The 13,540-nt window shown below is 65.6% G+C and carries 14 protein-coding genes and 1 pseudogene; 9 read left to right on the plus strand and 6 right to left on the minus strand.

What is annotated here, in order from left to right; genetic code table 11:
* Both A5659_RS05510 and A5659_RS05515 read left to right on the plus strand, forming a co-directional pair.
* Positions 1 to 952 (plus strand): molybdopterin dinucleotide binding domain-containing protein (locus A5659_RS05510; protein ID WP_304441590.1); only part of this gene is annotated, 952 nt, incomplete at its 5' end.
* Positions 942 to 1,778 carry a nuclear transport factor 2 family protein gene (locus tag A5659_RS05515; protein ID WP_067179660.1) on the plus strand — a complete coding sequence of 279 codons (837 nt, stop codon included), beginning with the start codon at positions 942 to 944 and terminating at the stop codon, positions 1,776 to 1,778. The genes A5659_RS05510 and A5659_RS05515, both read left to right, overlap by 11 nt.
* Before the next feature lie 64 nt (positions 1,779 to 1,842).
* Here the strand turns inward: A5659_RS05515 and A5659_RS28065 are convergent, their stop codons facing one another.
* The 3 genes from A5659_RS28065 to A5659_RS05530 form a co-directional block, all read right to left on the minus strand.
* On the minus strand, positions 1,843 to 2,082 hold the full coding sequence (locus A5659_RS28065) for a hypothetical protein (protein WP_197497928.1): 240 nt from the start codon (positions 2,080 to 2,082) through the stop codon (positions 1,843 to 1,845).
* 487 nt (positions 2,083 to 2,569) lie between these two features.
* Positions 2,570 to 3,064 (minus strand): nuclear transport factor 2 family protein, encoded by a 495-nt coding sequence (locus A5659_RS05525; RefSeq protein WP_067139636.1) that lies wholly within the window; start codon positions 3,062 to 3,064, stop codon positions 2,570 to 2,572.
* A gap of 10 nt (positions 3,065 to 3,074) precedes the next feature.
* Entirely contained in the window at positions 3,075 to 3,653 is a 579-nt protein-coding gene (locus tag A5659_RS05530) for an NADPH-dependent FMN reductase (protein WP_067139602.1), read from the minus strand.
* Between the two features lie 119 nt (positions 3,654 to 3,772).
* On the opposite strand from A5659_RS05530, the gene sigJ reads away from it, so the two are divergent.
* Together sigJ and A5659_RS05540 are read left to right on the plus strand one after the other, a co-directional pair.
* The gene (gene sigJ / locus A5659_RS05535) at positions 3,773 to 4,675 is read left to right on the plus strand and encodes an RNA polymerase sigma factor SigJ (protein WP_156748844.1); all 903 of its coding nucleotides are present in this window, start codon (positions 3,773 to 3,775) and stop codon (positions 4,673 to 4,675) included.
* A 110-nt stretch (positions 4,676 to 4,785) separates the two neighbouring features.
* Entirely contained in the window at positions 4,786 to 5,466 is a 681-nt protein-coding gene (locus tag A5659_RS05540; RefSeq protein WP_067179663.1) for a cyclopropane-fatty-acyl-phospholipid synthase family protein, read from the plus strand.
* Positions 5,467 to 5,690: 224 nt separating this feature from the next.
* Here the strand turns inward: A5659_RS05540 and A5659_RS28930 are convergent.
* Positions 5,691 to 6,005 (minus strand): annotated as a pseudogene (locus A5659_RS28930) (MarR family transcriptional regulator); the annotation flags it as partial.
* A 27-nt stretch (positions 6,006 to 6,032) separates the two neighbouring features.
* On the opposite strand from A5659_RS28930, the gene A5659_RS05550 reads away from it, so the two are divergent.
* Both A5659_RS05550 and A5659_RS05555 read left to right on the plus strand, forming a co-directional pair.
* Positions 6,033 to 6,938 (plus strand): haloalkane dehalogenase, encoded by a 906-nt coding sequence (locus A5659_RS05550; protein WP_067179700.1) that lies wholly within the window; start codon positions 6,033 to 6,035, stop codon positions 6,936 to 6,938.
* Positions 6,939 to 7,955, plus strand: a complete 1,017-nt coding sequence (locus A5659_RS05555) for a zinc-binding dehydrogenase (protein ID WP_067179665.1) — start codon at positions 6,939 to 6,941, stop codon at positions 7,953 to 7,955. It begins immediately after the preceding gene.
* Between the two features lie 534 nt (positions 7,956 to 8,489).
* On the opposite strand, the gene A5659_RS05565 is transcribed toward A5659_RS05555, so the two are convergent.
* Positions 8,490 to 8,975, minus strand: coding sequence for a carboxymuconolactone decarboxylase family protein (locus A5659_RS05565; protein ID WP_067179668.1), 486 nt, complete (start codon positions 8,973 to 8,975; stop codon positions 8,490 to 8,492).
* A gap of 465 nt (positions 8,976 to 9,440) precedes the next feature.
* Here A5659_RS05565 and A5659_RS05570 point away from each other — a divergent pair, with 465 nt between their 5' ends.
* Positions 9,441 to 9,881 carry an SRPBCC family protein gene (locus A5659_RS05570; protein ID WP_066861577.1) on the plus strand — a complete coding sequence of 147 codons (441 nt, stop codon included), beginning with the start codon at positions 9,441 to 9,443 and terminating at the stop codon, positions 9,879 to 9,881.
* An 87-nt stretch (positions 9,882 to 9,968) separates the two neighbouring features.
* Here the strand turns inward: A5659_RS05570 and A5659_RS05575 are convergent, their stop codons facing one another.
* The gene (locus tag A5659_RS05575) at positions 9,969 to 10,652 is read right to left on the minus strand and encodes a GntR family transcriptional regulator (protein WP_197497929.1); all 684 of its coding nucleotides are present in this window, start codon (positions 10,650 to 10,652) and stop codon (positions 9,969 to 9,971) included.
* A gap of 183 nt (positions 10,653 to 10,835) precedes the next feature.
* Here A5659_RS05575 and fadD5 point away from each other — a divergent pair, with 183 nt between their 5' ends.
* A complete protein-coding gene (gene fadD5, locus A5659_RS05580) occupies positions 10,836 to 12,431 on the plus strand; it encodes a fatty-acid--CoA ligase FadD5 (RefSeq protein ID WP_067179703.1) in 1,596 nt (531 codons plus the stop codon).
* Positions 12,432 to 12,724: 293 nt separating this feature from the next.
* Positions 12,725 to 13,540: an ABC transporter permease gene (locus A5659_RS05585; RefSeq protein ID WP_066861583.1), complete on the plus strand. Its 816-nt coding sequence runs from the start codon at positions 12,725 to 12,727 to the stop codon at positions 13,538 to 13,540.

A 13,540-nucleotide genomic window follows, 5' to 3' on the forward strand; every position in this document is an offset into this window, starting at 1 on the left:
TCACGTCGTGTTGCCGGCGCCGTCACCGCTGACCAAACCGCACTACGACTTGTTTTTCAACCACTTCGCGATCCGAAACACCGCAACCTACACCGAACCGGTGCTGCCGCAAGAACCCGACGAGAGACCCGACTGGCAGTCAATTCTGCGACTGGTCGCGGTCATTACCGGACAAGGCCCCCAGGCGGATCTCGACGCAATCGACGACATGGTCGCAGCGTCGATGGCGCGAACGCTCTCTGATTGCGCTGGAGCACAGCTCGACTCGCATGGCGATCAGCCAGGTGTTCGCGGCCCTGAACGACTGCTCGACTATCTGTTGCGGGCCGGTCCGTACAACACCGCCGATGCGCCGCTGGGCGTGGCGGAACTGTGCCCACAGCCGAACGGTCTGGACTTCGGACCTCTCACCTCTCAGCTGCCGGGCTTGCTCGACACCCCCTCGGGTCTCGTCGAGCTGGCGCCCACGCCTTTAGTGCGGGATGTCGCCCGGCTGCGTAAATTCCTCAGGGCCGCACCGTCATCCGACATGGTACTCATCGGGCGCCGTCATCTGCGGTCTAACAACTCATGGATGCACAATCTGCCGAAACTGGCCAAAGGGCCCGACCGCTGCACCCTGCAAATCCATCCCGCTGATGCCGAGCGCCTGGACATCGGACACTACGCTCTCGTCACTTCGGCAGCTGGAGAAGTCGTTGCAGTAGTGGAGAAAACGGACGCGATCAGCCCGGGCGTCGTGTCTCTGCCTCACGGCTGGGGACACGACGAACCTGAAATTGGCGCCAGCGTCGCGGCCCGACGGCCTGGGGTGAACAGCAACATCCTGGCTGTCGGCTCCGCACTGGACCCGCTGTCAGGCACCGCGGTGCTCAACGGCATCCCAGTCCAGGTCACGGCACATTCTGGCCCGAAGGTCTTACCTGAGAACGGAGAAACTGATGTCCACTGAGATCGCGACGGCGAGCAACGCGGCTCTCCACGCCGCATTACTCAACTACGCCGACGCCAAGAACAGACATGACGTAGATGCGCTCGTCGCGGCGTACGCGTCCGAGGGCCGCTACGAAGGCTCTGGCATCCGAGGGCCGATTACCGGGCACGCCCGACTACGCGAATTCTATGAGGCGCTGTTCGCTTCGATTCCTGACTATCAGGGTCGGTTTGCTGGAACGGCATTCGGTGACAACACCGCCGTGGTCTGGGGTCACATGACCGGTACCGTCGGCGCCGATCTCTTCGGTCACCCCGCCGCGGCGGGCAGCCGCATCGACGTGCCGGTCACCTTCGTTTGCAAATTCCGCGAGGACGGTCTGCTTCTAAGTGACTGCGGCTATTTCGACACGCACACCCTTTATGAGCAAGCCGGTGTGCGCGAGTTCGCGACCACTGCCGAACCAGAACGGATCCAGTCTTTCGTTGCCGAGTGGGCACGATTCTGGTCGGCCCCAGCAGATGCACCGAACTCTGTACACGCACTCGTCACAGACGATGTCGTACTCAACTGGCCGGGCACGAAGGAACCGTTGCGGGGGCGCAACGCTTACGTCGCTCAGCTGACAGCGGCGGTCACGCGAATTCCAGACCTGACGTTGTCGGTTGTCGACTATGCATATCGCGACGGTGTATTAATGCTGGCTTGGGAAGGTCGCGGAACGATCGCTGGGGAAGAACGTCGCTGGCTCGGGGTCGATCGATTCCGGATCCGTGCGGGCCAAACCGCCGAGACAACAGTCATTTTCGATACTCGGGAGTTATTCCCTGATGTTGCGCGTTGATCAGGAGGGTCAGACCGGAGGGACTAGCGCAACGCCGTCGGCGTCCATCCGCCTGCGCATTGCTCTACGACCGGATCCAACGTCGGATGGCGTCGATGGTGGATTCTGGGGATTCGTTGAAGCACAGCCGGATTCCCGGCGCTGCCTGAATCAGCACGTTGACGATCCGCTCCAACAGCACGGCGTTGTCCAAGGGTGCTCGCACTGCCGCACCGATCATCGCCAGCTGGTAGGCGTCCTGAGACAGGCACTCGCGCAGCGCCTGTTCAGCTGCGTCGGGTGATGTGCTGACATAGCACGGCACAGCGTCGATGCCGGCTTCCCGGACTGCCTTGTTAGCGCCTCGCTGCGTGCTCTGATAGTCGGCTCATCCAGGCCGGGATGTCGGCGGTAATCGAATGCGCTTGGCTGCATCCCGATTGTGAGTACGCGGGGTCTAATGGATCCTGAACTTGTCATTCCGTCCTCCATGCCGGTGTCTGCGCCGACGTGCGCCGTTGGGGTCGTCGTGGCGGATCGTTCTAGTCGTCCGACGACGTAATCCACCGCGCCGTCAGGTGGGTGCCGTCGCGCACTGCGCCGAGACATCGATGGGTTTGCCTGTGTACAAGCGCTTCGGTGCGCCTGATTAGGCGGTGCGGCGCCGGCAGCGCTCGCCGCCCCACGCGTGGACCAATGCGGCGACCGGCAGCTCGATTTTTGGACGACGCCGCAAGCGAAATCCGGTGTGACCAGATGACATCGCGATGAAGCTTGCGCCTCGGCGCCGCTGTACAGCGGCGACTCACCGGCTACCCCCTGCGGTCGTCGCTCACTATCGAGGCGCGGGGGTCTGACCAGTCGGGCGTCAGATTGACGACGCCCCTGCCGCTCAGGACGTCCAGCGGAACCGAGACTTGGTCGTGTGCGATCAACCAGACGTCGTCGATCTTGCGCATTCCGTAGGTGACCCGGACCCACATGCCATCCGTCGCCGTCCCGTTGATGAGAGTGCCGCTGAGTCGAACGAAGCCGTGTCCGAACGCCACGTCTTCGCCGACGGTGAACCTCAGGTCGCGGACCTCGTAGGTCACAGTGTCGAAGAGGTGGAATACTTTCGACCAGTTCTCGAGCTTCGCCGCTTGCCCGACATGCTGTAATGGTGGCTCAACATCGAATGACACCACATCGGGCGTGTAGAGCTGCTTCAGCACATCCAAAGACTTCGTCTGTATTCCTTCGACCGCTTTGTCGATCTGCAGGCGGATCTCAACGTCGTCCGCCCGGCGGCTCGTGTGTCGCGCCACGGCCGATTCCTCACCGTCGAGTTGCCGGCTGAGCGTGACGCAACGGCGCCAGCGCGGTGCTCCAGGCGATGACTTGGTCCAGTGTGGTGTTTAGGGCGACCACGTGGTGATCGCGTGCGATGAACCGGGTGTGCTCTTCGAAGTCGGTGAGCAGCGAGATCGCGACCGAGTAGCCCACGTCAGCCATGCCCAGCGTGCTGCATACCGTCCGCAGCTGCACCACGGCGCGGGCGCCGCCGCCCGCGCCGTAGGAGACGAAGCCGACCGCCTTGTCATTCCATTCGGTGAACAGATGGTCGATGGCGTTCTTGAGCACCGCGGGCGCGCCACCGTTGTATTCGGGGGTCACGATCAGGAAGCCGTCGAACGGCGCGATCCGCTCGGCCCACGCCCGGGTGTGCTGATTAAGCGATGGGCCGAACATCGGCGGCACCGGCTCGGCAAGATGAGGCAGCGGGTGATCGTGCAGATCGATCAGTTCGAAATCGGCGTCACCGCGCTGCGATGCCGTCTCCAGCACCCACCGGGCGACCTGCGGACCGTTGCGGTTGGGCCGGGTACTGCCCAGGATGATGCCGATTCTGATCACTTTCTCAACTCCTGCGTCGCTGAATGTGTCATGACCTTTCGACGACGTAACCCGCGGAAATGTCAGGCCGCCTTACACATCGGAGGGCTGATTCGTCGTGTTGATGAGGAAGAGACAGAATGGAGCTGACCGTGAGCCACCCGCACCCGCCCGCCGTGTTCAATGAGCGCCGACATCTGCTCAATGTCGCCTACCGGCTGCTCGGCTCCCTGGCCGAGGCCGAGGATGCGGTGCAGGAAGCCTACGCACGCTGGTATGCGCTGTCCGACGCCCAGCGGAACGCGGTGACGTCACCGGGCGCGTGGCTGACGACGGTTGCCAGCCGGGTCTGCCTCGATCTGCTCGGCTCGGCGCGTGCTCGGCGCGAACGCTATGTGGGCGAATGGATTCCAGAGCCCGTACCCGGCCACTTCGAATGGGCTAGCGGCGCAGTCCCCGCCGATCCCGCCGACCGTGTCACCCTCGATGAGTCGATCAGCATGGCCTTTCTCGTCATGCTCGATTCCATGACGCCGGCCGAGCGGGTGGCGTTCGTCCTGCACGACGTGTTCCGCTACTCCTTCTCCGAGATCGCCGATGTCGTCGGCCGTACGCCCGCGGCTTGTCGCCAGCTCGCCTTCAGCGCGCGGCGCCGCATCGATCTCTCGCGACGACCGTCGAACACCAAGCGGGCCGACATCGTCAGAGCCTTCAAACAGGCTTGGGAAACCAGGGACATCGAGACGCTGATTGGGTTGCTCGACCCGCAGGCGATCGCCAGCGCCGACACCGGCGGCCTGGCGCCGGCCTTCCTCGGCCCGATCGTCGGCGCCGAGCAGATCACCACTGCGTGGATGGAGATCGCGGCCCGCGGCGCCGCGGTCACCCTGAGCGAGCGCGTGGTGAACGGCCAACCCGGTCTGGTTGCACAGCTTGACGGCACGGTCGTGTCGGTCTACGCCTTCGACATCGCCGACGGCCGGATCACCCGCATCTGGGTCATCCGCAATCCGCAGAAGCTGCGGCCATGGACTGCCGACTAGCCGGAACCGACCACACGCCGCGCGGATGCGCCGAAGCGCGCCGCATAGTCGACCGCCGCGGCGGTGTCGGAGGCAAGGCATTCACCAAATCCCTAAGGAGGGCTTCCCCGATGACAGAACGACATGCACCGCCATCCCGCGACCAGATCGACTACTTCGACGATGTATACGCCGGCCAACCGCCGACCGGCGCACCGATTGCGGGCGCCGGCTGGGATTGCGGCCGGCCGCAGCCCACGGTGGTCGATCTGCACGCGGCCGGAGCGATCCGTGGTGACGTCCTCGACATCGGCTGCGGCACGGGTGAGAACGCGCTGTATCTTGCCGGTCTCGGCTACCGCGTGACCGCGCTGGACGCCTCCGCCGCCGCGATCCGGCACGCGGGATTCAAGGCCGCCGCGCGCGGATTGGCCGAACGGGTCCACTTCGCTGTCGCCGATGCTCGTGAGTTGTCCGGATTCCACGGCTGGTTCGATACCGTCATCGACTCCGGGTTACTGCACGTCTTCAGCGACGACGACCGGCGCCGCTACATCGCCGCGCTGGGTGCGGTGTGCCGGCCCGGCGCCCGCGTGCACATCATCGCCGTCAGCGACGCGGCGCCGGCTGGGCCCGGCCCGCGCCGACTCAGCGCCGCCGACCTCGTCGAGGCGTTCGCGGACTGGACGCTGTGCAGTCTCGAGCGCAGTGTGATGGTCGGGGCGCTGCCCGGTCAGCACGCACAAGGCGGTATCCCAGCTTGGCTGCTCACCGTAGCGCCGGAGCCGACGTCGGACGGCCAGCCACACTGACAACCGGCGGCCCGGTCACCTCCAACGACGCGGTGTCGCCGTCAACCCGGCGGGTCTGCGAGCTCGTCGAGTAGCTCCTGGAGCGTATCGCGAAGTTCTTCAAGGCGTTTCGTGCCGATGACACGTGCCCACTCCCGTTCGACATCGCGACCAGCGGCCACCCCAACCGGGCGGACGGCAGCGCCGCGTCGAGTCAAGAACACCAGTCGGCCCCGCCGGTCAGCGGGATCCGGACGACGCTCGACGTAGCCCGCGCGTTCGAGTTGCTCGACAGCTTGAGCCATCGACTGTTTACGCATCTGCGCATAAGTGGCCAGCTCGCTGACTTGGATGCCATCGGCCGGAATGAAGGGGAACACGTTGGCATGCGTCGGTCGGATGTCTTCGAATCCCGCACGCACCAGCGCAGCGTCGACCTCGCGGCCCCAGTGCTGATTGAGCAGCCGCAGCAGCAATCCCAGCAACGGTCGACCGTCGGACCCGTCATGTTTAGACAGGCGCCTGTCTAAAGTGTTAGCATTGGCGTGATCGTCAGGCACCTGTCCATTCTATGCCGGGAGTCGTTCATGCCCCACACCACCGTTGTCGAGTCCACCGTGTTCCACCTGGAGACCGGCTGCGGGCAGCCGATCGTGTTTTTACACGGCAACCCCACCTCGTCGTTCATTTGGCGGGCCATCCTTCCCGATGTGGGCCGCGTCGGCCGTTGTCTCGCGCCGGATCTGATCGGCATGGGCGCCTCAGGCAAGCCGGAGATCGGCTATTCGTTCGCCGACCACGCTGACTACTTGGACGCCTGGATCAACGCACTCGACCTGCCGCCGTTGGTGTTCGTGGGCTACGACTGGGGGGCGGCGCTGGCGTTCGACTGGGCCGCGCACCATCCTGATCGCGTCCGTGCCGTGGCGTTCACCGAGCCCATCGTGCGCCCACTAGCCACCGCCGAGTTCCCGGAGGCGGCGCGTGCGATGTTCGCGGCGCTGCGCACGCCGGAGGTGGGGGAACGCATGGTGCTGCAGGAGAACGTCTTCATCGAGCAGGCCCTCACCTCCACCGTGCTGCGCGGGTTACGGCCCGACGAACTGCAGGCCTACCGCGAGCCATACCCGACCCCCGAGTCGCGGCGGCCGATGCTGGCATGGCCGCGCATGATGCCGCTCGACGGCCAGCCGGCCGAGGTCGTCGCGCGGATCGAGGCCTACGACCGGTGGCTGGCCACTAGCGACGACGTGCCCAAACTGCTCATGACCTGTCCACCCGGGCCGGGATTGATGATGACGCCTGAGTTGATCGACTGGTGCCGAAACCACATTGCCGCACTGGAATTGGCCGAACTGGGGCCCGCCGGACATCACGTTCCAGAGGATCAATCCCCGGCCATCGCGGACGAACTGGTCCAGTGGCTGCTGCGCCACGGTCTGTGCGAGGCGCCGATGGCGCCTCGGAGCGAATCTGTCACCGAGGACGCGTAGATGCTTGCGGTAAGAGTGTTGGAGTTCGGAGGGCCCGACGAGCTGCGCGTAGAGGAGGTCGCGGACCCCACACCCGCAGCCGATCAGGTTCGCATACGGGTCGCGTCGGCCGGGGTGCACTTGGTGGACGCCGCCGTGCGCAGCGGGCGCCCGTTGGGTCCGTTCGGAACGCCGACGCTGCCAATCGTGCCCGGTCGTGAGGTCGCCGGCGTCGTCGACGCCGTCGGCGACGGAGTGGACGCCGAGAGATGGCTGGGCACAAGGGTAGTCGCCAATCTCGGACCGGCCGGTGGTGGTTACGCCGAGTTCGCCCTTGCCGGCACCGAGGGGCTGCACCCGCTGTCGGAGAAAGTCAGCTTCGACGATGCGGTCGCGATGATCGGAACCGGCGCCATGGCGTTGTCCATTCTGGACCTGGCCGCACCTGCGGCGGGGGACGTGGCCGTGGTGACGGCCGCCGCCGGCGGAATCGGGTCCCTGTTGATCCAGGGATTGCGCGCAGCCGGCGCCGACGTCATCGGACTGGTCGGCGATCCCGCGAAACTCGCGGTCGTTGACGACCTCGGAGCGCGGTGGTCGGTCAGCTACTGCACACCAGAGTGGCCCGACGAGGTGCGCAGCACGGTGGGACCCCGGCCGATCACCCTAGCCTGCGACGGGGTCGGCGGCGAGGTAGGCCGCGGCGCGCTGGAACTCCTCTCCGTTGGCGGCCGGCTCGTCATGTACGGCGAGGCCTCCGGCAGCATCTGCCCGCTCGACGGCGAAGACATCTTCCGGCGCGGGATCACGGCATCTGCCGCCGCCGGTGCCCGACTCGTCAACCGCCCCGGTGGGCTGCGGCCTCTCGAGGAGCGGGCGTTGGCCGCGGTACGGGACCACACCCTGACCCCCGTGATCGGTCGACGCCTACCGCTGACCCGTGCGGCGGACGCGCACCGCGGTATGGAGGAACGGAGCACCATCGGTAAGACCGTGCTGCACAGCGGATCTGATGACGATGGTGTGGCGCCGCGGTGAGCCGGACCCGCGGGCCGCGGGTTGGTTCGATCGTGCGGTGGGTCGGTTCCGCTCGCGGCCGATCACCTCGTGTACTACTTCTCCGCTTGCAGACCTAAAGGAACATCCTGAAAGGACAATGTCATGACTGTGAGCTTGCGATCGGTTCAGTGATCGCGCTGCTAATGATCGCCGGTTTCAGCCGCGCGAGTTCTGGGCGATCACTGATGGTGACCTTTGTGCCCGGTGCGGCGGTGAGCTGGTTGGTCTTGGGATGAATGTACATGCGTCACGTCGCGGTGCCCTGCTCGGAGACGTTCGTACCGTGGTTCTTCGGTGCGCTAGCCGTTCAATTCCTCCATTTCGCAGAGGAATTCGTCACCGACTTCCGCTCGTTCTTCCCGCGGCTCTACGGCGGAACACCCTACTCGGAGCGGAGGTTCGTCGTGTTCAACATGGTCCCTTACGCGGTATTCGCTTCATGCTGCCTGCTGGTGTTCTATCTCGGAACGCTTCACATGCCGACGCATTCTGTGCACCGAGTGCAGCGGTAAGTCACGCCGGCGCCGCACCGGCCGAGCTGGCCTGCTGGTAGTCGCCGGCCGGCTGCTGCAGGATGACATTCAGCCTATTGAAGGCATTGAGAATGGCGATGTGGGCGACGATGGCAGCAAGTTGGTCGACGTCGTAATGCTCGGCGGCGTTAGCCCAGGCCTCATCTGTGACACGGCGCCCGTCACCGAGGCGGGTGCCCTGCTCCGCGAGCTCGAGCGCGGCGCGTTCTGCGGGGCTGAAGACCGTCGCCTCTCGCCACGCGGCCACCAGGTTGAGCCGCACCGTCGACTCCCCCGCCGCAGCCGCGTCCTTGGTATGCATGTCGAGACAGCAACCGCAGCCGTTGATCTGACTTATCCGGATCTTCAGCAACTCCTGTGTGGCCGCTGGCACTGCCGCCGCCGCGGCCGCCCGGTCTGCGGCAACCAGGTGTTTCACGACCTTCAGCACCACGTTGTTCGTCACGACATCCAGGCGAGGTTTCACGATGATCTCCTTTATTGAGCTGCTCCCTGAACACTCGACGAGACGAATTCACGAAATGTCAGCCGACGGCATTCCACCGGCCTGCGCGTGATTTTCAGATAGTTCAGCAATGCTCGAACACCGGGTGGTCGCCTGCTTGGCCGGCACCGACCAGGATCACCAGGGCAAGGCCAGCACCATCGACGCTGATGGATCTTGGTCCTCAGGCCGCAACCGCGCGATCGTGTAATCCACCGCACTGACCAATCAAGCATCCCAGCGTCTGAGCAGCCATCAGCAACTGAGACAGCACCTCATCCCAAGTACCTTCGGCGGCCATCCGGCGGCGCCAGGTCCAGATCGTCTGCCGCCGCCCGAACAGCGACCAGCAGCGCCCGACTTGGCCGCGCTTGCGGTCACCGCTGGGCTGAAATCGGGCTCAGGGCGGCCGCTTTCGCCCCTTCGAGCCCCCGATATGCTTCGCGCATGCCCGTGATGAGCAAGACCGTCGAAGTGGACGCCGACGCCGCGTTGATCATGAAGATCGTCGGCGACTTCGAGGCCTACCCGCAGTGGAACGAGGAGATCAAGGGCCTCTGGGTGCTGGCGCGCTACGACGACGGGCGCCCCAGCCAGCTGCGGCTCGACACCGATTACCAAGGCATGCAGAGCATGTTCATCCAGGCCGTGTACTACCCGGGCGAAAACCAGATCCAGACCGTCCTGCAGCAGGGCGACCTGTTCACCAAGCAGGAACAGTTGTTCTCGGTGGTGTCGATGGGCGCTTCGAGCCTGCTGACCGTGGACCTGGACGTCGAGACCTCGATGCCGGTCCCGGCGCCCATGGTGAAGCAACTCCTCAACAACGTGCTGGACCACCTGGCCGAAAGCCTCAAGCAGCGCGCCGAGCAGCTGGCCGCGAGCTAACAGCCGCGACAGCCCGTTCTCGCCGCGAACGTAAGCCCACTGCGCAAAGGCGCCCCCGAATTCGCAGTGTGCTTACGCTCGCGACCGTCAGGAAGCGCTAAGCCCGGTGCGGTCGCGCATCTCGGTCAGCCGGGTCGCCGCATCGGTGAATTGCCACACGGTGTGCTCGATCACCGCGGCGGTGTCGCGCCGGCGCAGCGCGGCGAGCAGCTTGCGGTGGTTGTCCACCGCGGCCTCGCCCCACTGCGGGTCGGCCGCATAGACCAGCACCGGCATGTAGCGCGCGGCGTTGAGCAGGAACCAGGCCAGCTTGATCCGGCCGCTCGCCTGGTTGAAGACGCGGTGAAACGCGAACTCGATGCCGGCGATGGTTTCGGCGTCGCCGGACCCGACGGCCGTGGCCAGCGAGTCGTTGATCCGGTCCAGCTCGTCGATCTCGGCGTCGGTGATGTGGTCGGTGGCCGCCGCCGCCAGCTCGCGGGCGATCGATGCCTGCAGCCAGAAGATGTCCTCGATGTCCTGGCGGGTCAGCGGCAGCACGACGTGGCCGCGGTGCGGTTCGAGCTGCACCATGCCCTCGCCGCGCAGCTTGAGCAGGGCTTCACGCACCGGGGTGACGCTGACCCCGAGCTGGGCCGCGGTCTCGTCGAGCCGGATGAACGTCCCCGGCCGCAGCGAGCCGGACATGATCGCCGCCCGCAGACGCCCGGCCACCTCGTCGGACAACTGCGCCCGTCGCAGCGGCCGCCGACTCCTCGGCTGCATTGACATCGGTGCGTTCACGGGGGCTGCCAGGGCTTTCGTGGGCTTGGCGGGACGGGGTTTAAGTTTTGACGGGTGTTAACGGGGACTTGTCAGTGGATCGTCAACGCCATAGTGTGACCCACACAACACTAAGTTTTATCAAATATCAACCTGGCGCAAGCGGTGCGCGAGTGAAGGGAAGTGTTGAGTTTGACCGCGCAATTGGCGAGCCATCCGACACAGGCGAACGAGCAGCCGTACCTGGCCCGGCGACAGAACTGGGTGAACCAACTGGAACGGCACGCGCTGATGCAGCCGAACGCGACCGCGCTGCGGTTCCTGGGCAACAGCCTGTCGTGGGGTGACCTGCGCCGCCGGGTGGCGGCGCTGGCCGATGCGCTGAGCCGCCGGGGTGTCGGCTTCGGCGACCGGGTGATGATCCTGATGCTCAATCGCACCGAGTTCGTCGAATCGGTGCTGGCCGTCAACATGCTCGGCGCCATCGCGGTCCCGCTGAACTTCCGGCTCACGCCAGCCGAGATCGCGTTCCTGGTCCAGGACTGCGAGGCGCGGGTGATCATCACCGAACCGGTGCTGGCCCCGGTGGCCATCGGGGTCCGCGACATCGAGTCAATGCTGGCCACCGTCGTGGTGGCCGGCGGCCCGGCCGACGACAACGTACTCGGCTACGAGGACCTGATCGACGAGCCCGGTCAGGAGCACCAACCGGTCGACATCCCCAATGACTCGCCGGCGTTGATCATGTACACCTCGGGCACCACCGGACGGCCGAAGGGCGCCGTGCTGACCCACACGAATCTGACCGGCCAGACGATGACCGGGCTGTACACCAACGGCGCCGACATCAACAACGACGTCGGATTCATCGGGGTGCCGTTCTTTCACATCGCGGGCATCGGCAACCTGCTGACCGGGGTGCTGCTGGGCATCCCGACGGTGATCTACCCGCTGGGCGCGTTCGAGCCCGGACAACTACTTGACGTGCTCGCCGCGGAGAAGGTCACCGGGATTTTTCTGGTCCCCGCGCAGTGGCAGGCGGTCTGCGCCGAACAACACGCTCGCCCGCGCGACCTGAAGTTGCGGGTGATCTCCTGGGGCGCCGCGCCGGCCCCCGACGCGCTGTTGCGGGAGATGTCGGCGAGGTTCCCCGGCGCCCAGATACTGGCCGCGTTCGGCCAGACGGAGATGTCGCCGGTGACGTGCATGCTGCTGGGCGAGGACGCCATTCGCAAACGCGGCTCGGTCGGCAAGGTGATCCCCACCGTGGCCGCCCGCGTCGTCGACGAAAACATGAACGACGTTCCGATCGGCGAGGTTGGCGAAATCGTCTACCGCGCACCAACTTTGATGAGCGGCTACTGGAACAACCCGCAGGCCACGGCGGAAGCGTTCGCGGGCGGCTGGTTCCACTCCGGCGACCTCGTGCGCATGGACGAAGACGGCTACGTGTGGGTGGTCGACCGCAAGAAGGACATGATCATCTCCGGTGGCGAGAACATCTACTGCGCCGAGGTGGAAAACGTCCTCGCCAGCCACCCCAGCATCGTCGAGGTGGCCGTTATCGGCCGGGCGCACGAGAAGTGGGGCGAGGTGCCGATCGCGGTCGCCGCTGTCGCGGGCGACAAGTTAGCGCTCGAAGAGCTGGACGAGTTTTTGACCGAGCGGCTGGCGCGGTACAAGCACCCCAAGGCGCTCGAGATCGTCGATGCGTTGCCGCGCAACCCAGCCGGCAAGGTGCTCAAGACTGAACTGCGGGTTCGCTACGGCGTCGGAGAAATCGACTAAATCCATTCTACGGCAAGAGGTTTTAGGGGCAGAAAGGGAAGTTGACGGGAGCTGTAACGTTTGCCAGCTGTTGGCGAAGGGTTAATTGTGCGGATGCGGTTCACACCTGATTGGCCATCGGGTACATTCCTGTGGTCTCCGTTACTACTTGCCAGTAGGGAGCCGATGGTCACACACGTTGAGTCGGGGCGAGGCGGGGGCACACCCAGCCGCCTCGCGGCGAGGGGGAGAGGCGTGCTACACGATCCGCCGCGGCGCTGGGAGGCGCGCGGTGACGTCGCGAGGGGGCAACGGTGAGTTCAACGTCGACAAGTCGGCGGGGTCCCTACCTGGTTGGCTACGTTCGCGACCAATTGGAGACGCCTTTGACGCTCGTCGGGGGATTCTTCCGGATGTGCGTGCTCACCGGGAGGGCGCTGTTCCGCTGGCCCTTCCAGTACCGCGAGTTCATCCAGCAGTGCTGGTTCATCATGCGGGTGGCGTTCCTGCCGACCATCATGGTGTCGATCCCGCTGACCGTGCTGCTGATCTTCACCCTCAACGTCCTGCTCGCCCAGTTCGGGGCCGCTGACCTCTCGGGCGCCGGCGCGGCGATCGGCGCCGTCACCCAGCTCGGCCCGCTGACCACGGTGCTGGTGGTCGCCGGCGCCGGTTCGACCGCGATCTGCGCGGACCTGGGCGCCCGCACCATCCGCGAAGAGATCGACGCGATGGAGGTGCTCGGCATCGACCCGATCCACCGGCTGGTGGTCCCCCGGGTGGTGGCCGCCACCTTGGTCGCGACCCTGCTCAACGGCCTGGTGATCACCGTCGGCCTGGTCGGCGGCTACCTGTTCGGCGTCTACCTGCAGAACGTGTCGGGTGGCGCCTACCTGGCCACGCTGACCACCATCACCGGCTTGCCCGAGGTCGTCATCGCGACGGTCAAAGCCGCAGTCTTCGGGCTGATCGCCGGGCTGGTCGGTTGCTACCGTGGCCTGACCGTGCGCGGCGGCTCCAAGGGCCTGGGCACCGCCGTGAACGAGACCGTCGTGCTCTGTGTCGTCGCGCTCTACGCCGTCAACGTCGTGCTGACCACCATCGGTGTCCGGTTCGGGACGGGGCACTGA

Source organism: Mycobacterium sp. 1165196.3, from assembly GCF_001673415.1.
Taxonomy (GTDB): Bacteria; Actinomycetota; Actinomycetes; order Mycobacteriales; family Mycobacteriaceae; genus Mycobacterium; species Mycobacterium europaeum_A.